This window comes from Streptomyces sp. NPDC048417 (genome assembly GCF_040651615.1).
Taxonomy (GTDB): domain Bacteria; phylum Actinomycetota; class Actinomycetes; order Streptomycetales; family Streptomycetaceae; genus Streptomyces.
In genome coordinates, this window is sequence record NZ_JBEZKI010000031.1 from 1 (window position 1) to 23,293 (window position 23,293).

The window sequence follows — 23,293 nt, forward strand, 5'->3', positions numbered from 1 at the left end:
CCGGACAGAACAGCCGGAAGACAGCCCAGCAGGGCGTCAGTCAGTGCCCGAGCCACGACCACCGGAACCTGAGTATCAGCATCAATGTCAGTGCCGGGTGCTTCACTTTTCGCAGGGGTTCGAGCGGGTGCGGGACCGGGTCCCGTCCGGGATGTCGTCGTCATGCGTCCGAGCGTGGCGAGGGGCCGGTACGGGTGCCGAGAGCCCGCCGATGCTGGTACTGGCAGCACCTGGCAGAGCGCGGGTGCTGCGCCCACGATGGAGGACGTGACGACGGGGGGCGTGACGATGAGGACGACAGCACACCGCCGCAGGCCGGAGCTGGCCGCGTTCCTGCGCAGCAGGCGGGCCCGGGTGACACCGGCCGACATGGGGATGCCGCCGGGGCTGCGGCGGCGTACTCCGGGGCTGCGCCGGGAAGAGGTCGCCCAGCTCTCGGGCGTGGGGGTGACCTGGTACACGTGGCTGGAGCAGGGCCGGCCGATCAACGCGTCGCCGCAGGTGCTGGACGCGGTGGCGCGGACACTGCGGCTGGACGCGCCGGAGCGGGAGCATCTGTACCGGCTGGCGGAGGTGCCGTACGCGGCGGCGCCGGAGGGTCTGTCCCGGTCGGTCGGCGCGGAGGTGCAGGGCATCATCGACGCCCTGCACCCGCTGCCCGCGGTGGTGTACACGTCGCGGTACGACGTGCTGGCCACCAACCCGGCATACCGGGACCTGTTCCTGGTGCCCGAGACGGTGCGGATCGGTGTGCCGAACGTTCTGTGGACGTTGTTCACGGTGTCGGAGGAGGCCTGCCCGGTGGTGCACCGGGAGCGTGAACTGCCGGTGATGGTGGCGACTCTGCGCTCCTGCTACGGCAGACATGTCGGAGAGCCGGCCTGGGAGGAGTTCATACAGGCGTTGTCCGGGGCGAGTGCGTACTTCGCCCGGTTGTGGGCGAGCGGTGCGGTGGCACAGCCGGGGCCGCGGGTGAAGACGTTCCGTCATGAGGCGGTGGGCGAGCTGCGGATGACGTCGCAGTCGCTGTCGATCGACGGGATGCCGGAGTCCCGGATCGTGGTCTACACGCCGGAGGACGAACGGACGCGGGAGCAGGTCGCGTTGCTGCGGGAGCGCAGGGAGCGGCTGTGGCCGGTGACCGGCGCCGAGATCATCCAGAAGCACACACAAAATCCCGCCCTCTGAAGAGGACGGGATTTTCTCACCGATCTTTGACAACTCGACAGTGTGTGGAGTGTCGATCTGTGGAGCTAAGGAGAATTGAACTCCTGACCTCCTGCATGCCATGCAGGCGCTCTACCAACTGAGCTATAGCCCCTCGTGTTCTTCCCGTCTTTCCGCTCGGCGGGGCGAACAAGAAGAACTTTAGCCTGCGACCTGCCGGAAAGTGAAATCCGGGTCCCGGGGCGGGACGGGCGGCCGGAGGACCGTCGGCCGACGGCCGAAAAGGGCTCTCAGTCGTCGTCGCCGAGGACCGGCTCCGGGAGGGTGCCCGCGTTGTGCTCCAGGAGCCGCCAGCCGCGGGCGCCTTCGCCGAGCACGGACCAGCAGCAGTTGGTGAGGCCGCCGAGGCTCTCCCAGTGCTGGGACTCCAGGCCGAGGAGGCGGCCGATGGTGGTGCGGATGGTCCCGCCGTGGCTGACCACCACCAGGGTGCCGTCCTCGGGGAGCTTCTCGGCGTGCCGGAGCACGACGGGGGCGGCCCGGTCGGCGACCTCGGTCTCCAGTTCGCCGCCGCCGCGGCGGACCGGCTCGCCGCGCTTCCAGGCGGCGTACTCGTCGCCGTGGTGGGCGATGATCTCCTCGTGGGTGAGGCCCTGCCACACGCCCGCGTAGGTCTCGCGCAGCGCCTCGTCGCGGATCACGTCGAGGCCGGTGAGCTCGGCGAGCTGGGCGGCTGTGTCGGATGCCCGCCTCAGGTCGGAGGAGACGATCGTGTCGGGGCTCAGGGAGGCGAGCAGGCGGGCCGCGCGGCGGGCCTGGCCGATGCCGGTCTCGGTGAGCTCGACGTCGGTGGAGCCCTGGAAGCGGCGCTCCACGTTCCAGGAGGTCTGGCCGTGCCGCCACAGGATGATGCGGCGGCCGCGTCCCTTGCGGTCGGTGACCTCGCCCGTGGCGCTCATCACCACTCCCCGGCCGGCTCGTCGGCGTCCTCGGCGGCCTTCAGCTCGGCGTGCTCCCTTGCCTTGCCTCGGGTCGCCTTGGCGTCGGCGGGCAGCTCGATCTCGGGGCAGTCCTTCCACAGCCGCTCCAGGGCGTAGAAGACGCGCTCCTCGCTGTGCTGGACGTGGACGACGATGTCGACGTAGTCGAGCAGGATCCAGCGGGAGTCGCGGTCGCCCTCGCGGCGCACCGGCTTGGCGCCGAGTTCCTTCTGGAGGCGCTCCTCGATCTCGTCGACGATCGACTTGACCTGGCGGTCGTTGGGCGCGGAGGCCAGCAGGAAGGCGTCCGTGATCGACAGGACGTCGCTGACGTCGTAGGCGATGACGTCGTGGGCGAGCTTGTCGGCGGCCGCCTGTGCGGCGGCGGTGATGAGCTCGAGGGAACGGTTGGTGGCGGTCACTACATGGCTTTCCGTCGGCGGTCGTTTGACCTCAAGGGTCTCACGGACCGCCGGGCGCACCCCACGTGATTACCGCGTCACGTGGGGTGCGGGGGGCGTGCTCAGGAGGAGGACGGTTTGTAGTCCTGGCCGAGGACGACCGAGACGTCGGCGCCCGAGCCGACCGTGCCCCTGGCGACGGCGCCGGTGCCCAGGCCGAGGGTCTTGGCGACCTCGGTGGCGTTCTCCTTGTCGGCGGCGTCGGAGTACAGCACCTTGGAGGCGGCCTGGGAGCCGGAGGCCGTACCGCCTTCCAGGAAGGTGTAGCCGCCGTTGACGAGGACCACGCGGGCCTTGTCGGTGTTGTCCTTGACGCCGGTGGCGTTCTGGACGGAGACCCGGACCGCGGAGTCCGCGGAGGGGCTCTTGGCGGTGCCGCCGAGGATGTCCTTGACCACGCTGGAGCTGGTCTGGGCGCTGAGGGTGCCGTCGCTCTGGACGGGCAGCAGGGCGGTCTTGTAGTCGCCGCCCTTGGCGAGGTCGGCGAGCTTGGCGAGGAAGGTGCCGAGGTCCTTGTCGGTCAGCGAGGGGTCGAGGATCTGCGCGAGGGTCTGCACAGTGACCGTGGCGGCCGAGGAGTCGGAGGACATCTTGCGCAGCACGCCCTGCATGACCTGCCCGAACCGCTCCAGCTGGGCGTTCTGGGCCTCGCCGGAGGCGCGGTAGGTGGCGTAGGCGACGGCGGCCTTGCCGCTGAGGGTCTGGTCCTTGCCCTTGTGGACCAGAGGTGCCTCGCCCTTCTTCTTGGCGTCCGGGTCGGGGACGTCGGCGTCGGTGTCGATGTCGATGTTGCCGACGAGTTCGACGAGGTTTTGCAGGTAGGGGGTGTCCAGGCGCCAGGTGCCCTCGATGTTGGTGCCGAGGACGGTGTCGAGCTGGTCGCGGGTCCCGGAGGAGCCGTCGTCGCCGACGGACTTGGCGAGGGTCGTGGTGGTGCCGTCGTCGTCGGTCATGGCGAGCGAGTTGGGCAGCAGGACAGTGGTGCCTTGCTTGGTGGTGGTGTTGTCGACGAGCAGGGCGGTCGAGGTGCCGCCGCCGCTGGTGTTGTGCAGGTGGACGACGACCACGTCGCGTTTCTGGGCGGCCGCGGACGTCGTCGTACCGCCCTTGGAGCCGGAGGAGGACAGGCCGGGCAGTTTTCCGGCGTACCAGAGGTAGCCGGCGCCGCCGACGGCGACCAGGGCGAGGACGACGACCAGGGCGATCATGCGGCTGCGGGCGCGGCGCTTGGCCTCCTCGCGGCGCTCGGTGCGGTTCTCGGTGAAGTTGAGCCAGTCGATGACGTCCTCGGAGTCACCGTCCGGGACCTCGACGAACGCGAACTGCTCGGTGTGGTAGTCCCGTTCGTCCCCGGGGGCCTGCCGGGGACCGGCGGGTTCCGCGACGGGCCCGGCCTGCTGCGGGATGTGCGCGGTCTGCTCGGCGACCCGGGGCTGCCGGCCGCTGGTGGCGGCCTGCCCGTAGGGGTCGTAGACGGGCTGGCCGCCGGTGCCGTACGGGTCGTAGGCGGGCGTGACCGGCTGCTGCCCGGTGTCGTGAACGGGGGGGACGGGGGCCTGCTGCCCGGTGTCGTACGACGGCGGGCCCTGCCGGCCGGTGTCGTACGGCTGCGTGCCCTGCCGGCCGTCTCCGGCGTACGGGTCGTAGCCGTAGCCCTGTCCGGCGTACGGATCGTACGTCTGCTGTTGCTGTGCCGGGATCTGGCGGTACACCGGCTGCCCGTACTCGTCGTAGCCGACGAGTTCGTACTGGTCGCTTCCGTAGCCCGCGTCGTATCGGTCGTTCACCGGTGCCCCTCTCGGCTCACTCGCCGCGGTACAGCTCGCGCTTGTCGATGTAGCGCACGACTCCGTCCGGCACCATGTACCAGATGGGGTCGCTCTTGGCGACTCTCGCACGGCAGTCTGTGGAGGAGATGGCGAGCGCGGGAACCTCCACCAGCGAGACGCCGCCCTCCGGGAGACCGCGGTCGGTCAGTTGGTGGCCGGGCCGGGTGCAGCCGATGAAGTGGGCCAGGGAGAAGAGTTCCTCCGAGTCCCGCCAGGTGAGGATCTGGCCGAGGGCGTCGGCGCCGGTGATGAAGAAGAGGTCGGCGTCGGGGTTGAGGGCGCGCAGGTCGCGCAGGGTGTCGACGGTGTAGGTGGGACCGCCGCGGTCGATGTCGATACGGCTGACGGAGAACTGCGGGTTCTCCGCGGTCGCGATCACCGTCATCAGATAGCGGTCCTCGGCCGGTGAGACCTTGCGGTGGGTCTTCTGCCACGGCTGCCCGGTCGGCACGAACACCACCTCGTCGAGGTGGAACTGGGCGGCGACCTCGCTGGCCGCCACGAGGTGCCCGTGGTGGATCGGGTCGAACGTCCCGCCCATCACACCGAGGCGGCGTTTGCCGGTGTGCGAGGGGCCCGCGGGGGTGTACCGCGGGGTCGTCACCGTGTCCTCGGCGGCATCGGCCGCGTCATGCGCCGGACCGGTAGGCATGTCCTGCTCTCCCATGCGTGCAGACCCTACCGGCCCGGCCCGTGGGCCCCGCCCCGAGGACGGGTGCCGGGCTCGGCCGCCGGCTCAGCGGTCGCGGTTGAAACGGGTGGTGATCCACAGCAGGAGCAGCAGGATGATGAACGCGCTGCCACCGGTGACGAGCGGGTTGAGGCTGTTGTGGTTGCCGCCGTGCTCCTCGCCCTCGGCGGCGAGGGTGACCAACTGGGCAGCGGCGCTGTGAAGATTCATCATCTGCGGCAGGACCTATCGCGTGTGGACGGGATAAAGACGTCGGCCCATCGTATGCGGGCGGCCCGGCGACGATCACGCCGACTCCTCCGTTGAGCCGACTCCTCGGGTCCGTCGGGCCGGCTCCTCGGTCATACCGGCTCCCTCGGCCACACGGGGTGGGGAACGATCCCGGCGGCTCAGTCGTCCTTCTGTCTGTACCCGCGCAGCAGGAACCAGGCCGTCAGCGCGCAGCCCAGGAACATGACGATCAGAACGACCCGCAGCAGGTCGCCCGAGCCCTGTTGATGGGCGGCGCTCGCGGCCTGGGTGAGCCAGGCGGCTCGGGGGTTGTGCTCCATGAGGCACTCCTTCGGCTGTACTGCCCGTCCACGGTATCTCCGCCTAGGCTGGGCCCTGCTTCGGGGGCACGGTGGGCACACTCACGCACATGGGGGATGACATGTCCGACGACGGCCACGAGCGACACGGGCACGAGCGGGTGCCGAGCAGGCAGCGCAGGCGGTTCCCGGGGATCTCCTCGCGCGCGTACGAGCATCCTGCCGACCGTTCGGCCCTGGTGGCGCTGCGCAAGCTGAGCGGCTTCGACACGGTCTTCAAGGCGCTCAGCGGACTGCTTCCGGAGCGGAGCCTGAGGCTGCTGTTCCTGTCCGACTCGGTCCGTGTGTCGGACCAGCAGTTCGCACACCTGAACGACATGCTGCGGGACGCCTGTTACATCCTGGACCTGGAGAAGGTCCCGCCGATGTACGTCAACCAGGACCCGCAGCCCAACGCGATGTGCATCGGCCTGGACGAGCCGATCATCGTCGTCACCACGGGGCTCGTCGAACTGCTCGACGAGGAGGAGATGCGTGCGGTCGTCGGGCACGAGGTGGGGCACGCGCTGTCCGGGCATTCGGTGTACCGCACGATCCTGCTGTTCCTGACGACGCTGGCGCTGCGCGTCGCCTGGATCCCGCTGGGCAATCTGGCGATCATGGCGATCGTGACGGCGCTGCGGGAGTGGTTCCGCAAGTCGGAGCTGTCCGCCGACCGGGCGGGGCTGCTGGTGGGGCAGGATCCGCGGGCTTCGATGCGTGGGCTGATGAAGATCGCGGGCGGCAACCACCTGCACGAGATGAACGTGGACGCGTTCCTGCAGCAGGCCGAGGAGTACGAGGCCGGGGGCGATCTGCGCGACTCGGTGCTGAAGATCCTGAACGTGCTGCCGCGCTCGCACCCCTTCACCACGGTCCGCGCGGCCGAGCTGAAGAAGTGGGCCGAGTCCCGTGACTACCAGCGGATCATGGACGGTCACTATCCGCGGCGGGACGGGGACAAGGACACCTCGGTCAGCGACTCGTTCAAGGAGTCGGCGGCGAGCTATGCGAGCGATGTGAAGAGCTCCAAGGACCCGCTGATGAAGCTGGTCACGGACATAGCGGGCGGGGCCGGCGGCCTGGGCGGCCGGGTCAAGCGCGGCTTCGAGGGGTTCACGAGCGCGTCGCCCCCCAAGGACGCTGCCTCGAAGGACACTGCCTCGAAGGACGCTCCCCCGCAGGACGCGCCGTCTCAGGACGGTCCCGCGCAGGAGGCTCCCCCGCAGGACGAGGAGTAGCGGGGGCTCGTCAGACCTTCGGTTCGGCCCCGGCGGCCAGCGTCCCGCACAGGGCGGTGGCGCTGTCCGTGGCGTACGGGTTGGTGCCCGCCGGGCCGCCCGCCCTGGCCGTCTCGCCGGCCAGCAGCGGGTGCAGGTGGTCGGCGGAGTCCCCGGCGCAGGACAGCGGGCCGGCCTGGACGTAGGAGACGACCAGCTGGGTCTGGCGCAGGCGCAGGTCGTCCCGGTCGAAGCGGAAGGTCAGCTCGCGGCGGACGGTGAACAGGGAGATCTGGGAGCCGGCCGGGGCGCCGGTGGCCCGCAGTGCGTAGACGAGGGTGTGGTCGGCGGTGACCTCCAGGGTGGCCGAGTCGGTCTCGGTGGCCTGCATGCTGCCCTGGACGCGGATCTTCGGATCGGCGAGCTCGGCGCGGGTGGGGTCGAAGCGGACCAGCCATCCGGTGGGCGCGTGCCGTCCGTCCGCCGCGGGGTGGTCGAGGCTCTGGTCGAACTGGTCGAGCTGCCCGGGGTCGAGCAGCACCCGCGCGGGCCGTACCTCGCTGCTGTCGAGGACCTCGGGGTAGAGCGCGGAGCGGACGATGAAGTCCTTGGCGGTGGTCAGGGCGGTGACGACCTGACTGTCGGAGAAGTGCGCGGTGCTGCGGGCGGGCGGCAGCGGTATCCCCTCGGCACCGACCTCGTACTCTGCGGCGGGGCTGTGCGCGAACAGGGTCTCGGCGTCCGCGGCGCCGGGCACCTTGCCCTGCGGGGCGAGCGGGACCACGGTCATCCGCAGGGGTTCGACGGGCCGCTGGGCCTCCTGGGTGCCGTAGGGGTGGCGGACGCCCATGTAGATCGCGGTGCCGAAGGCGACGAGGATCAGCAGGACGAGGATCAGGGCCTGCCGGGTGAGGCCCCGGCGCAGGGGCGGACGGCGGCGTACGGCGGGGGCGTGGTCGGCCATGCGTTCGCGCGCGGAGGACTCCTGGAGGCGGGCAGCGCGAACGAACGATTCGTCGAAGACGACGGATCGGTATTCGTCCTCTCCACCCACGGGGCCGCCCTCGGGTGTCCCCTCGGGTGGGTCCACAGGCCCGCCCATACTCTCAGAGTAGGTCTCGGAAGCCTCAGGTAAACGCCCAGCTACACGACAACTTCTGACAGGTTCTCACCAGAACGGGCAATCGCCGCTCAGGGGGTGCGCGGGACCGCGGAGACCGCCGGCTGGGCGGGCGGGGAGTACTCGGCGGACGCGGAGGGTGCCGCCGCGGTGCCCTGTTCCAGGCCGGTGGAGGGGGGCCTGGGCACTTGGTCGCGGCTGCCGCCCGAGGAGGCGCCGCGGTAGACGGCCGCGAAGGCCAGCGCGACCATGCCGATGCCCATGACGACGGCGAGCACCCAGGCGACGGGACGGTGCCAGCGGACGTGCTTGCCGTACGTCCCCGCGGTGCCGTACCGGTCTTCGAGTACGTCGGGGTCGTCCAGGTCGTCGAGGTCGGCGCCGTGGCCGAAATCGGGGCCGTAGCCGTCGTCGTAGAGCTCGCCTCTGGCATGGGCGCGGCGGGCCTCGGCCTCGGAGGCCTCGGCTCTGGCCTGTGCGGCGGCAAGGAGGCGTTCGACCGCGGTCGGCTCGTGGATCACGGCCGCCTTCACGAAGGCCTCGTCGAAGACCACGGAGTCGAACTCTTCGTCCGACATCCCGCGGTCATGGTCGTCGTCGGGCTCCCAGCCGTCAGGGAACGGCGTGCCCCCCACGTCCTCCGGCACGGATCCAGAGTAGACCTGGGGGGTCAATTTGGGCAGACGGTATGGAAATTCATAGGCCCTGTGAGACGCCTCTCACGCCCGTGCCCGGGCCTGCACGCCCTCCCGCGCGCCCGCACGCCGCGGGGCGTGCGCGGCTGGGCCATACGGGTGTCAGCGGCGGATGTGGCCGTCACCGGTGACGATGTACTTGGTACTGGTCAGCTCCGGCAGGCCCATGGGGCCGCGGGCGTGCAGCTTCTGGGTGGAGATGCCGATCTCGGCGCCGAAGCCGAACTGGCCGCCGTCGGTGAAGCGGGTGGAGGCGTTCACGGCGACGGTGGTGGAGTCGACCAGCTGGGTGAAGCGGCGGGCGGCCTGCTGGGAGGTGGTGACGATCACCTCGGTGTGCCCGGAGGTCCACAGCCGGATGTGCTCGACGGCCCGGTCGAGGGAGTCGACGACGGCGGCGGCGATGTCGTACGACAGGTACTCGGTCTCCCAGTCCTCCGGGACTGCCTCGACGACGGTCGCCTTGGAGTCCTTGGCATAGGCCAGCACGCGTTCGTCGGCGTGGACGGTGACGCCGGCCTCGGCGAGGGCGTCCAGGGCGCGCGGCAGGAACTCGGGGGCGATGTCCTGGTGGACGAGGAGGGTCTCGGCGGCGTTGCAGACGCTGACCCGCTGCGCCTTGGAGTTGATCAGGATGTCGATCGCCATGTCGATGTCCGCGTGCGCGTCGACGTAGACGTGACAGTTTCCGGTGCCGGTCTCGATGACGGGGACCTTGGACTCCATGACGACGGTCTGGATGAGGGAGGCGCCGCCGCGCGGGATGAGGACGTCGACGAGGCCGCGGGCGCGCATCAGCTCGTGGACGGACTCGCGGCCCTCGCCCGGCACCAGCTGGACGGCGTCGGCGGGCAGCCCGGCGCCGCCGACGGCGTCGCGCAGGACGCGGACGAGGGCGGTGTTGGACTCGTAGGCGGAGGCGGAGCCGCGCAGCAGGACGGCGTTGCCGGACTTCAGGCAGAGGACGGCCGCGTCCACGGTGACGTTCGGGCGGGCCTCGTAGATGATGCCGACGACGCCGAGCGGGACACGGACCTGGCGCAGGTCGATGCCGTTGGGGAGGGTGGAGCCGCGGACCACCTCGCCGACCGGGTCGGGCAGCTTCGCGACGTCACGGACGTCGGAGGCGATGGCGCGGACCCGCTCCGGGGTGAGGGTGAGGCGGTCGACGATCGCCTCACTGGTGCCGTTCTCGCGGGCCTTGGCGATGTCCTTGGCGTTGGCCTCGACGATCTCGCTCGTACGGACCTCCAGGGCGTCCGCGATGGCGAGCAGCGCGTCGTCCTTCACGGCACGCGGCAGCGGCGCGAGGTCGGCGGCGGCGGCCTTGGCGCGGTAGGCGGCCTGGGTGACCGGGGACATGGCGTCGTACGGCGAGAGCGTGGTCATGGGGGAAGGGTAGTGCGCGCCGACGTCCCGTCCAGGCGTCATCCCATACCGCGAGACGGGATCAAAAGGGGGCAATAGCGGTCATGGTCAGAACGGGTGGATACCGACCGGTGTCGCCGGTGGCGGACCGTAACCCTCGGCGATCCGCTGATGGTAGGTGGTGCGGTCGATGACCTCCAGGCCGACGATCTCCCAGGCGGGCAGGCCGGCGGTCTGGCGATGCTCGCCCCACAGGCGCAGCGCGACGGCGGCGGCGTCGTGGAGGTCGCGGGCCTCTTCCCAGTAGCGGATCTCGGCGTGGTCGCAGGCGTAGCGGCTGGTGAGGAGGAACGGGTGGTCGTGGGCCAGTTGTTCGAGTCCGCGGCGCAGTTCCGGCAGGGGGACCTCGGCACCGCAGACGCTGAGGGTGACGTGCCACAGACGGGGCAGGTCCTTCGGCTCCTCGTAGGTGTCCCCGGCCGCGACGCTCGTCAGAGCACCGCGGGACGCCGCAGCCCCAGGGCGCACTCGTCTCACGACGGCCTCCTTCAGCTGTGCCAGCTGTGTTCGTGCGGAACGTGGTCCTGAGACAAAGTTGAGCAGGCCGCAAGGGTTCGTGTGGCGGTTTTACGGAACGTCCCCCACCGGGGTCCGTCGTTACGCCCCGTTTTTACGGGTGCAGGATCACCAGGTCGTCCCTGTGTACGACCTCGCGTTCGTACGCCGGGCCCAGTTCGCGCGCCAGCTCCCTGGTCGAACGCCCGATCAGCTGGGGGATCTCCTTGGCGTCGAAGCTGACGAGCCCGCGTGCGACCGCGCGTCCTTCGGTGTCGCGCAGCTCGACCGGGTCGCCCGCGGCGAACTCGCCCTCCACGGCGGCGATCCCGGCCGGCAGCAGCGACTTGCGGCCCTGTACGACCGCGCGGACGGCGCCGTCGTCGAGGGTGAGCGAGCCCTGCGGGGTGGAGGCGTGCTGGAGCCACAGGAGGCGTTCTGCGGACCGTTTGCCGGTGGGGTGGAAGTAGGTGCCGGTGTCACCGCCGGAGAGCGCGTCGGCGGCGCGCACGGCGCCGGTGAGGACGACGGGGATGCCCGCGGCGGCGGCGATCCGGGCGGCCTCCACCTTGGTGACCATGCCGCCGGTGCCGACGCCGGCCTTCCCCACGCTGCCGATGTCGACGCCCGCGAGGTCCTCCGGGCCCCTCACCTCCGCTATCCGCGAGGTGCCGGGCCTGCCGGGGTCGCCGTCGTAGACGCCGTCGACGTCGGAGAGCAGGACCAGGAGGTCGGCGTGGACGAGATGGGCGACGAGGGCGGCGAGGCGGTCGTTGTCGCCGAAACGGATCTCGTCGGTGGCGACGGTGTCGTTCTCGTTGACTACCGGCAGGGCGCCCATCGCGAGGAGTTTGTCGAGGGTGCGGGAGGCGTTGCGGTGGTGGGCGCGGCGGCTCATGTCGTCGGAGGTGAGCAGGACCTGGCCGACGCGGACTCCGTAGCGGGCGAAGGAGGCGGTGTAGCGGGCGACGAGCAGGCCCTGGCCGACGCTGGCGGCGGCCTGCTGGCGGGCGAGGTCCCTGGGGCGGCGGCGCAGCCCGAGCGGGGCGAGTCCGGCGGCGATCGCTCCCGAGGAGACGAGGACGACCTCCTTCTCTCCTCCGCTGCGGCTCTTGGCAAGGACGTCGACGAGCGCGTCGACCCGGTCGGCGTCCAGGCCGCCGGAGGCAGTGGTCAGTGAGGAGGAACCCACCTTGACGACGATCCTGCGGGCCTCGCTCACGGCCTGCCTTGCGCTTGTCACGTCCTGTCCCCACTTCCTTGCGCGTGGCAGCAATCTACGCGAAGCGGATGTACGGGAGACGCGGCCGTCCAGCCTCCGGACAGGAACACGCACGCGCGTTGCGTGACCGATCGATCACGCCCCGCTCACGGCAAAAAGGTTGCACGGACTGCTTATAGAAAATGAAGCAAACGCAAAGTTAATTTGAAGTTTGTGTCATCTAAAGTTCGCAGCGTGAAGCGCATCCTCCTCAGATCGGGCAAGAGTCCTTACGACGTGGTCAGCGTCGAGGAGGCCCTGCACCGGGACGTCATAGCCACCAACTCCGGCAACCTGATCTTCAGCGATGCCGCGCACAAGATTCTCGAGGCCCCAGGCACCGAGGTCGTCTCGAACGGCATGCCCTCCGACGCCTCCGCCGCGGCACGGATCAACGAGGAGTACGACGCCTTCGTCATACCGCTCGCCAACGCCTTCCGGCCGTCCTTCGAGAGCGCGTTGAAGCGGATGACCCGGCTGATCTCGAAGCTGAAGATCCCGGTTGTCGTGCTCGGTGTCGGTGCGCAGACGGGAGTCGGCTACAACCCGGACCGGCTGAAGCGCATCGAGCCGACCGTGCGGGAGTTCTGCGCGGCGGTGCTGGAGCGCAGCGCGTCGATCGGCGTGCGGGGCGAGTTCACCGAGCAGTACCTGAGAAGCATGGGCTTCAAGGACGTCGAGATCATCGGCTGTCCTTCGCTGTTCCTGTACGGCGACCGGCTCCCGGTGCACAAGAAGGCGCTGGAGTTGACGCCGGATTCGCGGATCGCGATCAACGGCTCGCACAGCGCGGTGCGCACGCAGGGCCTGGACCGGATCATCACGCGCACCCACGAGCGCTACCCGTATCTGCGGTTCGTCGGCCAGAACCTCAGTGACGCGCGGCAGTTGCACTGGCGGGACCTGTCGGACCCGAACGCCGCGGTGACCGCGATGCCGACCCACCCGGACCATCCGATGTTCCGTGAGGACAAGGTGCGGGTCTACATCGACCCGGTCACCTGGATCGACGATCTGCGGTCTTTCGACTTCTCCTTCGGTTCGCGCATCCACGGCAACATCGCGGCGCTGCTCGCCGGCACGCCGGCCACCGTGCTGTGCGGTGACTCGCGGACGCTGGAGCTGTGCCGTTACTTCGAGATCCCGCACCTGCTGCTGGACCAGGCGGTCGAGGATCCCGATTCGGCGGACCCGGCGAAGCTGTACGCGGAGGCGGACTTCGGCGGGCTGGTCGGCGGCCACCGGGAGCGCTTCGAGCGGTTCACCGGATTCCTCGACCGGAACGGTCTGGAGAACACCTTCACGCACGGCGACGGCGGTGCGGCCTTCGAGGAGCGGATGCGCGCGCTGACGTTCCCGGCGGGCATCCGCCCCTGGAACGAAGCGGATCTCGCCTCGCTCACCTCGCGGTTCGGCTGGCTGCACAGCCGTATCGACGAACTGTCGCTGGACAACGTCAGGCTGCAGAAGGAACTGAAGCGCGCGGGGTCCCGCGCCAAGGCGACGGTCGTCGTGCCGCCGCCCTCGGTCTACCGGCGGGCCCGACGGGCCATGGGCAAGCCGATCCGGCGGGCGCTGGGGACGGGCCAGTAGGCCGGCGGCCTGACTGGGCACCGGGCGCCAGACGCCCGGTCAGGCCGCCGCCGCTTTGACTTCCCGTGCCGGCAGCGATCTGCGGAGTCTGCGCAGGGCGCGCCGCAGGAAGGTGTTGGCCGCGTCCTCCCGGTAGCCCGCGATGTCGCGGGCCTCGCGGGCCTCGGCGAGGTAGATCCAGTCGGGAACTCCTGCCGTCCTGGAGCGGAAGTGCGGGTAGGCGAAATAGACGCGGGTGCCGCGCTTCTCCAGGAGGGCACCGGCCTGCTTCTTGGCGCGTACGAACTCGACGACGTCCAGGAGGAGGTCGGGGCGCTGTACGGCGACCAGGTGGAGTCGCAGTCGTTCGTGGACCTTGAGGCGGCGGGCGATCTCCGGATTCCAGTGGGTGTCCATCAGCGGCTTGGCCAGCTCCAGTTTCTTCCGGCGCACTTCGTCGCTGTCCTTGAGGAACTTGGGACCGAACTGCGGGAGCAGGGTGACCAGGAACGGCCGGACCATGAGCGCGTCGCGACGCGGTCCGGCCGGGACCATGTCGGCGATCAGGTTCATCAGGGCACGTGCGGAGTCGAAGCGGAGGGTGTAGCTGCCGCTCTTGGTGACGTGTTTGCCGTCCTCGCGGCCGACCAGGTAGTAGCAGGGGTAGTCGGCGACCACGGAGACTCCGTCGGCGCGCAGATAGGCCTCCATGGTGAACAGCGCGTCCTCGCCGGTCCACAGGGACTCGTCGAAACGCATGCCGTGCTGTTCGAGAAGTGCGCGGCGGAACAGTTTCTGCGCGCTGAGCGTGAACTTGATGTTGGACGAGAAGACGTCGGTGCGGTCGAGCGTCCGGCCCCACATGGACCGCGGGGCTGTGCGGTTGATCCCCTCGACCTTGCCGAGGACGACGTCCGTGTTGTTCTTGTCGGCCATGGCGACCATACGGGCGAGGGCCTCAGGGCCGAGCCGGTCGTCGGCGTCCAGGAAGAACACATAGCGGCCGGCGGCCTTGGCGAGGCCGACGTTGCGGGGGCCGCTGGGGCCACCCGAGTTCTCCTGGCGGATGACGGTGACCGGCATGGCCACACGGTCCGCGAACTCCTCCAGATACTCCCCCGTGCCGTCGGTAGACCCGTCGTCGACGGCGATGACCTCCATGCGTGCCGGGTCGAGTGTCTGGCGCTCCACGGAGGCCAGGCATTCGACGAGATACGGCATCGCTTCGTACGCCCCGATGATCACAGTCACATCAGGCTGCGCAACGACGGTCACGTTTTCCCCCTAGTCAATGGTGCGTTCCCCCTGCGTCACCTCGATCGCAACGTGTTAGATGGCCGGTCGGCACAACCGGTTGCCTTGACGTGCACTTCCAGTGGCGCATGTCACATGACGAGTGGCAAGCCGTGCGGTGTACAGCGGGTTACGTCCGACAGTACGGACGTGCGGTAAGAGCTGCTCACCGGAAATTGCGAAGCATCGGTAAGAAGATGCGGCGTGAATGGCTAAGCAGAGGTAAGAAGTCGCGCCCTCGGAGGAACGCCGAGGGGCTCGGTCCCGGGCGAACCTCCCGGGACCGAGCCCCCTCGGCGTTGTGGTGCGAGCGGTCAGCCGGCGATGGTGTCCTCGGCCTCGCCGGCGGCCTTCAGCGGGTCTCCGGGCAGCACCTCGGCGAGTTCGGCCGCCTCGGGGTCACCGGCCGCGATCCGGGCTTCCTGGCCCAGGTTGCGGACCTCGGCCTTGCGGGCGAGCGAGGCGACGGCGGCGTTGAACTGCTCGATGGAGGTGGGCTCGTCCGGTCCCAGCAGATACCGCTTGAGCTCGTCCCGGTCCACGGCCAGTGGATCGGCCGAGGGATCGCGTACGGCGTCCAGCAGGGCGTCCAGTTCCTTGGCGCCGTTGGAGAGGATCACGGCGGCGCGTACGGCGGTGTTCGCCCGCTTGAACTCCTCCGCGCCGACTTCGGCGGAGTCGGTGACGGCGTACGGCTTGCCGCTCGCGATGAAGTCGGAGACGACGCTGGAGATGTCGGAGACCATCGCGTCGGAGACGTTGAAGCAGTCGTACAGGCGTGGTTCGGCGCCGGTGACGACCCGGTGCTCGTGGTCGGGGAAGGAACGCCAGTGGGCGTCGTTCCACTCGGCGCGCAGCCGGGCGATCTCCTCGTGCTTCTTCAGGTCGACGACGTCGTCCCGGCTGGCCTCGGCCTCGTCGCGCTTCTCGCCGCCGGTGCCGGTCAGCTCGGCCAGGCGGGCCTCGATACGGGTCAGCTCGGCCCGCGCCGCCGTCTGGGCGGCCGTGTCGGCGGTGAAACGGGGGTCGGCGGCCCGCTGGGCGGCGGCCTTCTCGACGAGGGCGATGACGCGCCGGTGGGCGGCGCCGGCCTCGGCGCTGACGGTGCCGGTGAAGGGGTGCGGCTTGTAGAGGACGCGGACCGGCGGGTCGGCCTTGACCAGCTTCTTCACGATGTTCTCGCCGGCGAGCACGAGGGAGGTGTTGCCGGGGTTGCCGTCCCAGCCCTCCCAGGTGGGCGCGTAGAGGACGGTGGGGCAGTGTCCCTCGGCGGCGGTGTCGTCCGGCCGGCTCTGGATGGGGGCCAGCTGCGGGCGGCCGACCTCGACGATGTCGTCGTCGCGGACACCGACGTCGGCGATGGCGTAGCGGTCGCGGCCCGCGCGGCCGGCGGTCCACACCTCGTCGTAGACCTTGCTGAAGGGGTTGACGCTGGCCAGCTTGTCGCTGTCGCCGTGGCCGATGAAGACGTGCTTCATGGTGGGGACGCGCAGCAGGTGGATGTTCTTGCCGACGTTGGCCGCGTAGAGGGCGACACGGACCGTGGAGAGGTCCAGGTTCATCAGGTGCACACCGCCGGGCACACAGATGACGGGGGCGGTCGTCGGGGCGAGGTTCTGCAGGATGACCCGTTCGCGCAGCAGGACCAGCGGGCGGGAGTCCAGCTGTTCCATGGTCTCCAGCCACATGTTGACCTGGTAGGCGGAGTCCTTGGAGCCGGAGAAGTAGAGCACGGTCTCAGGCTTGTAGCGGCCCAGCCAGTCGTCGACGGCGGCCAGCACGGCGTCCGCGTTCGGCGGGGTCTTGCGGCCGCGCACGTACGGCATCAGCACCATTACGTACCCGCAGCCCAGGGCGAGGGTGATCCCGATGCCGACGAAGCCGGCGACGGCGTTGTCGGTCATCGCCGAGACGAGCAGGCCTACAACGGCCGCGAGGTCGAGGTGGAGCATCTTCTCGGCGGAGCGGTCGAGCAGGCCGCGCGGCGGGGCGTTCGGGATGCGGATGCGGGACTTCAGGTCGACGTTGCGGGTGGCGACCGGCATCCGGCGGCGGTTGCGGATCAGGGTGACCAGTGCGCCGTGCGGGGCCTGCAGGCCGTAGAAGGCGATGAAGCAGGCGATCGCGCCGTAGAAGATCAGGTCGTTCGACAGGGACATCCGGGCCAGCAGCAGGATCAGCAGCAGCTGTCGGATCAGGAAGCGGATCGACAGGCCGGCCCGGACCTTGCTCAGGCGGTTGATGAGGTAACTGCCCTTGCGGTGCAGGTAGTGGTCCGCCAGGTACGTGACGGCGGCCGCGGCCGCGAAGGCGTAAACGCTCGGGACGAGCGCGGCGATCATGAGTACGGGGAAGCCCAGCATCATGAGTGCCGCCGCGGCCAGCTCGGCCGCGCTGCCCACCCGGGCGACGCGAATAGCGGTGGATATCACGGAGAACCTTTTGCTGACAAAAAGGCCGGAATTTGACCTTGCGGACGATCTGGGAGGTTGTCGATCGGGAATTCTTACGGTTCAGGCCCCTGTGATTGCTCCGCGAACGCGCAGCCACAGAGGCCTGAATTACAGATGACTAATGAAGGTTGATTATGCCACGCCGGCCTGTCGGTCCAGGACACTGGCCAGCGCCTGCTCGAAGCCGGTGGCCAGGCCTGCGGCGGCCGTCGGGTCCTGCTGGCGGACGTCGATGACGTGGCCGGTGAGTTCGGACAGCAGCACGTCGAGGGAGGTGCGGGCGACGGCCTCGGAGGAGAGCAGCGAGCCCGCCGGTTCCTGGCCGAACGCCTTGGTGCGCATCGGGGTGGCGGTGCGCTCGGGGTTGACGCAGTTGACGCGGATGCCGTCGCCGGCCCACTCGTCGGACAGGGCCTGGGTGAGGTTCACCATGGCGGCCTTGGTCGAGGAGTAGAGGCTGTACTCGGCGCGGCCGCGGGTGTAGCTGCTGGAGGTGTAGAGCAGCAGCTGGCCGTTGGTCTCGGCGAGGTACTTGTAGCTGGAGCGGGCGATCTGCACCGGGGCCAGGTAGTTGACCTTCAGCGCCTCTTCGATGGTGGCGTTGTCGGTCTCGGCGAGCTTGCCGATGCGCAGCACGCCGGCGGTGTTGACGACGTAGTCGATGCGGCCGGTCTCGGCGTACGCCTTGGAGAGCGCGTCGTCGACCTCCTCCGGGTTCTCCACGTGGGTGCCGGTGGTGGAGCGGCCCAGCGCGTAGACGTTCGCGCCGTAGGACTCGGCGAGTTCGGCGATGTCCTTGCCGATGCCGTAGGAACCGCCGAAGATCACCGCGGTCTTGCCGGTAAGCAGCTCGCGGTAGGCGTCCTCGTCCTTCTGCTCGGGCGCGGCCGTGGAGCCGAGCTGGAAGAGCTTGTCGGCGATGAAGACGTCGACGGGCTGGGTGACCTTCATGTTGTACTCGTCGCCCGCGACGACGTGGATCGGGACGTCCGGCAGGTACTTGAGGACGACGGAGCAGTCGTCGGTGGCCTGGAAGTTGGGGTCGCCGTCGGCGACCTCGTAGGCCCGCTTGATCGTGGACAGCTTGAACGCCTGCGGGGTCTGGCCGCGGCGCAGCCGGGAGCGGTCCGGGATCTCGGTGATGAACTCGCCGTCCTCGCCGTGCGTCCGCGTGACGATGATGGTGTCGGCGGACGGGATGGCGACGTCGACGGCCTGGTAGCGCTCCAGGGCGGCCACGCAGTCGTCGATGACGCGCTGCGACAGCAGGGGGCGTACGGCGTCGTGGAAGAGGACGTTGAGGTCCTCGCCGTCGGCCAGGCCCTCGCCGAGCGCCTCGATGGCGCGCTCGGTGGTCTCGTTCCGCGTGGTGCCACCCTCGATGATCTTCTTGACCTTGGCGAACCCGGCCTTGGCGACGATCTTCTCGACGTCCGCCACGTAGCCCGGCGCCATCAGCACGATGATGTCGTCGATCGAGTCGGCGTTCTCGAAGGTGGTCAGGGTGTGCTCGATGACTGCCTTGCCGGCGATCTTCAGCAACTGCTTGGGGATCGACAGACCCACCCGCTGGCCGGTGCCACCGGCCAGGATGACTGCGGTGGTTCGGGGCTTGGCTATGCGCTGGGACACAGGTGACCTACCTTGGGGCATCAGGGAACCAGGAAATGGTCCCACTTCCGGTAACCGCAGTGCAAGGTGAGTGCCGCCCGCTGCATATGTGCCCGCAACCTTTCATTCACCTTGCATCGCTGGTGATGGGCGTCGCCCATCGGACGTCCGGGGAAGTTCCGTGAATTTGCTGTGAGTAACTACACAGGGCATTCCGATTGCTGTGCGTGACGCATGGCACGTCTCAGCAGGGCTAAGCCGTGCCGCACGGACGGCTTAGCGCAGCTAAGCCGTCCACACGCAGGACCACGCTCAGCGCCGTCGCAGCTTCTTCAGACATCGGTGCCCCAGTACCCGTACGAGTTCCTTCGACGACGTCTGGTGCACCGTGCGGGCCTTCGCCTCGGCGGTGTGCCGCACCGGCGCCGCGGCCGCTGCGGCGAGTGCGCCGTAGAGGGCCTGGGCTGCGACCTCGGGTGCGATGCGGGCCTCGGCGGTGGCCGGGCCGGCGGCCGGTTCGCGCTGCTCGGGCACGGCGGAGAGCAGGGACGGGTCGCCGATGACCCGGACGCCCATGGCGCCGATGCGTTCCACCATCTCGGCGCCGATGCGGCCGGCGGCCTCGACGGCCCAGTCGGGGGTGGAAATCTTCACGTCCTCGGCGGTGGGGCTGCACGTGTTCTTCATATGCATGACGGCACCGTTGCGGACGAGCTTGGAATAGAGCTCGTCGGGCAGTCCATTGCCGCGGAATTCCATGTTGAGCTTTCGCAGCATTTCGGTCTCGGCGAGGGTGAGGGAGCGGTTCGCCGCGTCCGGGACGGGCCGCAGGAGGTTTTCGGGCAGTCCGAGCAGCGCTTCGAAGGTGCGCATCAGGCTGTCGCGGTCCTGGTCGTCGGCCACGACGACGGTGAGCCGGTCGGCGCCGACCGCGCGGATCCAGCGTTCGACGAGCCGGTCGTGCCGGTGCCTGCGCCAGAAGCTGGGGTTGGGCTTCTCGTAGGGGGCCTTGCGGAGCATGTGATCCAGCCACTCCTCGTACCCCATGCGCAGCCCGTTCTGCACGTACTGCTGCCACTGCGAGGGCATGATCCGGGCGATCGGGCGCAGGGTGACGAGGATGTGGACGCGGTCGCCGCCGAGCTGCTCGACGATGCGGGCGACGGTCTCGTCGTCGGGGGCGTCGGCGAAGAACTCGCTGCTGATCACGGAGGTCCGGGATCCGGTCGCCTCGACCTGCTTGAGCAGCCGTGTCCAGTGCTTCTCGGTGGGCATGGTATCGCCCATCATCGCGGGCCGGGCGCAGGCGGCGAGGGCGGCTTCCATGGGGTGCCGGGTGGTCGCCGGGAACACCACGCCGTGCTCGGGCAGCTTGTCCTTCGCGGCGAAGAGGGCGCCCTGGATGGCCGTGGTGCCGGTTTTGTGCGGGCCGATGTGCAGCAGGCGGGTGCCGGCGGGCAGGGCGGCAAGGGGGCCGGTGGGGCTCGTGCGGCTCATGGGGCCTATGGGGGCGTTGTCCACCGGGGCTTCGCTTCTCGTACAGTCCGTCTCCATGGTTAACGGAAGGTAAGACGTTTACCTTAGGTTCACCTGAGAGGAGCCTGGGACACAGATGAGTCCCAGGCTCCCGTTACACAGACTTCACTGTCGGCGCGCCCGATCCGTTCGTCGCTCTTCGCCCGTCACACGACCTGTACGCCGGGTTCGTCCGCCTCGACGCGCAGGGTCGCGAAGGTGCTCGCGGTGGCCTGCGGCTTGACGACGGTGTCGACGACCCGCACGCGCGCGTCGATGCCGTCGCGGCGGATGTCGAAGAGGTGGTAGCCGCGGTGGGCGTCGATGACCTTCCAGTGCGGGTTGTCGGGCTTGAGCGGGTCGAACTGGGCGTGGAAGGCGGCCTGGTCCTGGTCGCCGTTGCTGGAGATGGAGGTGCCGACGAACTCGGCGCCGACCACGTCCGACGACGGGTCGGCGAAGTCCTTCTTCAGGTCGCTGATCATCGTGAGGTGCCGGTCGCCGCTGAGCACGACGGGGTTGCGGATCGAGGCGAACTCGTCCAACAGGGCGTTGCGCTCGACCTGGTAGCCGTCCCAGGCGTCGTAGTACCAGAGTTTTCCGTCGCCGGGCAGGATGTCGGTCTCGGCCATCATGATCTGCGAGGCGATCAGGTTCCAGCGGGCCGGTGAGCGGTGCAGTCCGTCGAGGAGCCACCGCTTCTGCTCGGCGCCGAGCATGGTGAGGGAGGGGTCCTCGGCGGCCGCCTGGCCGGTGACCTGGTCGCTGCGGAACTGCCGGGTGTCGAGGACGTTGAGCCGGGCCAGCCGGCCGAACTCCAGACGGCGGTACATCTGGATGTGCGGTCCGCCCGGGATCGCGGTGGCCCGGACCGGCATGTGCTCGTAGTAGGCCTGGAAGGCGGCGGTCAGCCGGGCGACGAACGCGTCGTGGGACTGCTTGTCGGGGTCCTGCGGGACCTGGCCGGCCCAGTCGTTGTCGACCTCGTGGTCGTCGAAGGTGACCACCCAGGGCGCGTTCGCGTGCATGGCGGCGAGGTCGGGGTCGCTGCGGTACTGGGCGTAGCGGTTGCGGTACTGCGCCAGGGTGTACGGCTCTCCGGTCCCCTCGTGGCGGCGTGGGCCGGCCGAGGACGGCGTGGACTCGTAGATGTAGTCGCCGACGAAGAGGACGACGTCGGGGTCCTGGGCGAGCATGTCGGCGTACGGGGTGAAGTAGCCGTGCTGCCAGTTCTGGCAGGAGGCCAGGGCCACGCGCAGGGAGCCGCCCCCCGCGTGCGGGTGTGGCGCGGTGCGGGTGCGGCCGGTCGGGGAGATCCGGCCGCCGGCGCGGAAGCGGTACCAGTAGGAGCGGCCGGGGCGCAGCCCTCGGACATCCACGTGAACGCTGTGCCCGTACTCGGGCCGGGCGTGGGCGGTGCCCCGGCGGACGGTCTTGCGGAAGCGCTCGTCCTCGGCGATCTCCCAGGCGACGGGGACGACGGTGTCGGGCATGCCGCCGCCGTCGAGGGGGTCGGGGGCGAGCCGGGTCCAGAGCACGATGCCGTCGGGGAGCGGGTCGCCGGAGGCGACACCGAGGCTGAACACGCCGTCGGGCAGCGGGGTTTCGGCCGCCTGTGCGGAGGCGGGCAGCCAGAGCTGGGCGGATGCGGCGGCTGTGAGGACGGCGGCACCGGCGGTCAGAAAGCGGCGTCGGTCGGGCGATGGTGCTCCGGTCATGCGCGGACTCCCTTGCCACAGTGGCCTCTTGAACGGCCTGACCTTCGGAAGCTCCCACGGTCGGACGGTCCGTGCGCTGAACCAGAGCATTCGTGCGCATGACAACTAGGCAGACAACGGGCGCCCCCGGTGCCAGAGGAACAGACCACTGAGGTCCCGGATCTGAGGGTGGTTCAGCAGTCGCGTCGGCCGTGGTGTGAACCGGCCTGTGTGGCAGCCGTGACCGCCGCCCCCAGCCGGTCGCGGAACCAGCGGTGGCCCGGGTCGGCCGAGTTGCGTGGGTGCCAGGCCATGCCGAAGTCGAGGGGTGCCAGGTCGAGCGGGATCGGGAAGGTGCGCAGGCCCAGCGCCTCGATGGTGTCGTCGAGCCAGTCGGCGACGGTGAGTGCGACGAGGTCGGTGGTACGGGCGAGCATCATCGCGCTGGTGTGGCTGGGGACGACGACGGCGATACGGCGCTGGAGGCCGAGTCCGTCGAGGGCGCGGTCGATGGGGCCGAGGCGTCTGCCGTGCCGGGAGATGCCGATGTGAGCGGCGGCGGCGAAGCGGCGGGCGGTGCCGCCCCTGGAGGAGCGGGTGTCCGGCGCGGGCGACGCCGACCAGGGTCTTGCGGGTGAGCCGGCGGGTGCGGATCTCGGGGTCCAGGTGGCCGAGGACGCCCAGTTCGACGTCGACCAGGCCCTTCCGCAGCGCGGGTCAGCCCTCCAGTGCCTCCGGTACGAAGACGACGTCCACGTGCGGGGCCTGTGCGTGAACGTGGTCGGTGAGGGTGCCGGCGAGGCTCACGAGGAGCAGTTCGGTGCTCTGCACGGTGAAGGTGCGCTGGAGGTGGACGGGGTCGAAGCCGGCGCCCGGCCGCAGGACGTCGTCGCAGCCGCGCAGCAACTCGGCCACCTGGTCGCGGAGTTCGAGGGCGCGCGGGGTGGGGACCAGGCCCTGTCCGGCGCGTACCAGGAGGGGGTCGCCGACGGCTCGGCGCAGCCGGGCGAGGGTGCGGCTGATGGCGGCGGGTGAGGTGCCGAGCCGTTCGGCGGCCCGGGTCACGCTGTTCTCCTGGAGGAGGGCGTCCAGTACGCGCAGCAGGTTGAGATCGATCAAATTCACCCTCCTGAGCTGCGTCTTTGCGTCTGCGGCAAGGGTTCGCTGCTCATCTTTGCATGGTCGCGGGACGGTGGGCCGCGGAGAGTGGTCGTCGCCGGCGAGACCGACCCCGGT

At 69.7% G+C, this 23,293-nt stretch carries 21 protein-coding genes and 1 tRNA gene; 3 read left to right on the forward strand and 19 right to left on the reverse strand.

The window, feature by feature from the left end; all coding sequences use genetic code 11:
- Positions 1 to 288 precede the first annotated feature (288 nt).
- Positions 289 to 1,188, forward strand: coding sequence for a helix-turn-helix transcriptional regulator (locus tag AB0D59_RS38675; RefSeq protein WP_362575627.1), 900 nt, complete (start codon positions 289 to 291; stop codon positions 1,186 to 1,188).
- 60 nt (positions 1,189 to 1,248) lie between these two features.
- Here the strand turns inward: AB0D59_RS38675 and AB0D59_RS38680 are convergent.
- The 7 genes from AB0D59_RS38680 to AB0D59_RS38710 all read right to left on the reverse strand — a co-directional run bounded on the left by AB0D59_RS38680 (position 1,249) and on the right by AB0D59_RS38710 (position 5,679).
- Positions 1,249 to 1,321, reverse strand: a tRNA-Ala gene (locus tag AB0D59_RS38680).
- Positions 1,322 to 1,457: 136 nt separating this feature from the next.
- The gene (locus AB0D59_RS38685; RefSeq protein ID WP_362575629.1) at positions 1,458 to 2,126 is read right to left on the reverse strand and encodes a histidine phosphatase family protein; all 669 of its coding nucleotides are present in this window, start codon (positions 2,124 to 2,126) and stop codon (positions 1,458 to 1,460) included.
- Positions 2,126 to 2,569, reverse strand: a complete 444-nt coding sequence (rsfS, locus tag AB0D59_RS38690; protein ID WP_362575631.1) for a ribosome silencing factor — start codon at positions 2,567 to 2,569, stop codon at positions 2,126 to 2,128. Before rsfS ends, AB0D59_RS38685 begins: the two co-directional genes overlap by 1 nt.
- A gap of 101 nt (positions 2,570 to 2,670) precedes the next feature.
- Entirely contained in the window at positions 2,671 to 4,395 is a 1,725-nt protein-coding gene (locus AB0D59_RS38695; protein ID WP_362575633.1) for a LytR C-terminal domain-containing protein, read from the reverse strand.
- Between the two features lie 16 nt (positions 4,396 to 4,411).
- On the reverse strand, positions 4,412 to 5,104 hold the full coding sequence (nadD, locus tag AB0D59_RS38700) for a nicotinate-nucleotide adenylyltransferase (RefSeq protein WP_362575635.1): 693 nt from the start codon (positions 5,102 to 5,104) through the stop codon (positions 4,412 to 4,414).
- Positions 5,105 to 5,173: 69 nt separating this feature from the next.
- Positions 5,174 to 5,341, reverse strand: a complete 168-nt coding sequence (locus tag AB0D59_RS38705) for a hypothetical protein (protein WP_351692895.1) — start codon at positions 5,339 to 5,341, stop codon at positions 5,174 to 5,176.
- A 176-nt stretch (positions 5,342 to 5,517) separates the two neighbouring features.
- The gene (locus AB0D59_RS38710; RefSeq protein ID WP_362168800.1) at positions 5,518 to 5,679 is read right to left on the reverse strand and encodes a hypothetical protein; all 162 of its coding nucleotides are present in this window, start codon (positions 5,677 to 5,679) and stop codon (positions 5,518 to 5,520) included.
- 101 nt (positions 5,680 to 5,780) lie between these two features.
- Between AB0D59_RS38710 and AB0D59_RS38715 the strand changes: the two genes are divergently transcribed.
- On the forward strand, positions 5,781 to 6,938 hold the full coding sequence (locus AB0D59_RS38715; RefSeq protein WP_362575822.1) for a M48 family metallopeptidase: 1,158 nt from the start codon (positions 5,781 to 5,783) through the stop codon (positions 6,936 to 6,938).
- Between the two features lie 10 nt (positions 6,939 to 6,948).
- Here AB0D59_RS38715 and AB0D59_RS38720 read toward each other — a convergent pair whose 3' ends face one another.
- The 5 genes from AB0D59_RS38720 to proB form a co-directional block, all read right to left on the reverse strand.
- Entirely contained in the window at positions 6,949 to 8,019 is a 1,071-nt protein-coding gene (locus tag AB0D59_RS38720) for a hypothetical protein (RefSeq protein ID WP_362575637.1), read from the reverse strand.
- Positions 8,020 to 8,108: 89 nt separating this feature from the next.
- Positions 8,109 to 8,684 (reverse strand): hypothetical protein, encoded by a 576-nt coding sequence (locus AB0D59_RS38725; protein ID WP_362575639.1) that lies wholly within the window; start codon positions 8,682 to 8,684, stop codon positions 8,109 to 8,111.
- 150 nt (positions 8,685 to 8,834) lie between these two features.
- The gene (locus tag AB0D59_RS38730) at positions 8,835 to 10,121 is read right to left on the reverse strand and encodes a glutamate-5-semialdehyde dehydrogenase (protein WP_362575641.1); all 1,287 of its coding nucleotides are present in this window, start codon (positions 10,119 to 10,121) and stop codon (positions 8,835 to 8,837) included.
- A gap of 87 nt (positions 10,122 to 10,208) precedes the next feature.
- Positions 10,209 to 10,637: a hypothetical protein gene (locus AB0D59_RS38735; protein ID WP_189261483.1), complete on the reverse strand. Its 429-nt coding sequence runs from the start codon at positions 10,635 to 10,637 to the stop codon at positions 10,209 to 10,211.
- Between the two features lie 133 nt (positions 10,638 to 10,770).
- Positions 10,771 to 11,877, reverse strand: coding sequence for a glutamate 5-kinase (proB, locus tag AB0D59_RS38740; protein ID WP_362575824.1), 1,107 nt, complete (start codon positions 11,875 to 11,877; stop codon positions 10,771 to 10,773).
- 234 nt (positions 11,878 to 12,111) lie between these two features.
- Between proB and AB0D59_RS38745 the strand changes: the two genes are divergently transcribed.
- On the forward strand, positions 12,112 to 13,509 hold the full coding sequence (locus AB0D59_RS38745; protein WP_362575643.1) for a polysaccharide pyruvyl transferase family protein: 1,398 nt from the start codon (positions 12,112 to 12,114) through the stop codon (positions 13,507 to 13,509).
- Positions 13,510 to 13,548: 39 nt separating this feature from the next.
- On the opposite strand, the gene AB0D59_RS38750 is transcribed toward AB0D59_RS38745, so the two are convergent.
- The 7 genes from AB0D59_RS38750 to AB0D59_RS38780 form a co-directional block, all read right to left on the reverse strand.
- Positions 13,549 to 14,763, reverse strand: coding sequence for a glycosyltransferase family 2 protein (locus AB0D59_RS38750; protein WP_362575645.1), 1,215 nt, complete (start codon positions 14,761 to 14,763; stop codon positions 13,549 to 13,551).
- A 332-nt stretch (positions 14,764 to 15,095) separates the two neighbouring features.
- A complete protein-coding gene (locus tag AB0D59_RS38755; RefSeq protein ID WP_362575826.1) occupies positions 15,096 to 17,183 on the reverse strand; it encodes a hypothetical protein in 2,088 nt (695 codons plus the stop codon).
- Positions 17,184 to 17,366: 183 nt separating this feature from the next.
- Positions 17,367 to 18,866: a bifunctional cytidylyltransferase/SDR family oxidoreductase gene (locus AB0D59_RS38760; RefSeq protein WP_362575647.1), complete on the reverse strand. Its 1,500-nt coding sequence runs from the start codon at positions 18,864 to 18,866 to the stop codon at positions 17,367 to 17,369.
- A 291-nt stretch (positions 18,867 to 19,157) separates the two neighbouring features.
- Positions 19,158 to 20,399 carry a hypothetical protein gene (locus tag AB0D59_RS38765; protein ID WP_362575649.1) on the reverse strand — a complete coding sequence of 414 codons (1,242 nt, stop codon included), beginning with the start codon at positions 20,397 to 20,399 and terminating at the stop codon, positions 19,158 to 19,160.
- A 128-nt stretch (positions 20,400 to 20,527) separates the two neighbouring features.
- Positions 20,528 to 22,078, reverse strand: a complete 1,551-nt coding sequence (locus AB0D59_RS38770; protein WP_362575651.1) for an alkaline phosphatase D family protein — start codon at positions 22,076 to 22,078, stop codon at positions 20,528 to 20,530.
- Positions 22,079 to 22,251: 173 nt separating this feature from the next.
- Positions 22,252 to 22,605, reverse strand: a complete 354-nt coding sequence (locus AB0D59_RS38775) for a LysR substrate-binding domain-containing protein (RefSeq protein WP_362575828.1) — start codon at positions 22,603 to 22,605, stop codon at positions 22,252 to 22,254.
- A gap of 169 nt (positions 22,606 to 22,774) precedes the next feature.
- Positions 22,775 to 23,176, reverse strand: coding sequence for a LysR family transcriptional regulator (locus AB0D59_RS38780; protein WP_362575653.1), 402 nt, complete (start codon positions 23,174 to 23,176; stop codon positions 22,775 to 22,777).
- Between the last annotated feature and the right edge of the window lie 117 nt (positions 23,177 to 23,293).

Excerpts from the sequence above, each read along its gene's own strand:
- AB0D59_RS38675 (WP_362575627.1), top strand. The coding sequence starts at position 289 with ATGAGGACGACAGCACACCGCCGCAGGCCGGAGCTGGCCGCGTTCCTG.
- AB0D59_RS38770 (WP_362575651.1), bottom strand. The coding sequence starts at position 22,078 with ATGACCGGAGCACCATCGCCCGACCGACGCCGCTTTCTGACCGCCGGT.
- AB0D59_RS38720 (WP_362575637.1), bottom strand. The coding sequence starts at position 8,019 with ATGGGCGGGCCTGTGGACCCACCCGAGGGGACACCCGAGGGCGGCCCC.
- AB0D59_RS38705 (WP_351692895.1), bottom strand. The coding sequence starts at position 5,341 with ATGATGAATCTTCACAGCGCCGCTGCCCAGTTGGTCACCCTCGCCGCC.
- AB0D59_RS38765 (WP_362575649.1), bottom strand. The coding sequence starts at position 20,399 with ATGGAGACGGACTGTACGAGAAGCGAAGCCCCGGTGGACAACGCCCCC.
- AB0D59_RS38715 (WP_362575822.1), top strand. The coding sequence starts at position 5,781 with ATGTCCGACGACGGCCACGAGCGACACGGGCACGAGCGGGTGCCGAGC.
- nadD (WP_362575635.1), bottom strand. The coding sequence starts at position 5,104 with ATGGGAGAGCAGGACATGCCTACCGGTCCGGCGCATGACGCGGCCGAT.
- AB0D59_RS38685 (WP_362575629.1), bottom strand. The coding sequence starts at position 2,126 with ATGAGCGCCACGGGCGAGGTCACCGACCGCAAGGGACGCGGCCGCCGC.
- AB0D59_RS38730 (WP_362575641.1), bottom strand. The coding sequence starts at position 10,121 with ATGACCACGCTCTCGCCGTACGACGCCATGTCCCCGGTCACCCAGGCC.
- AB0D59_RS38710 (WP_362168800.1), bottom strand. The coding sequence starts at position 5,679 with ATGGAGCACAACCCCCGAGCCGCCTGGCTCACCCAGGCCGCGAGCGCC.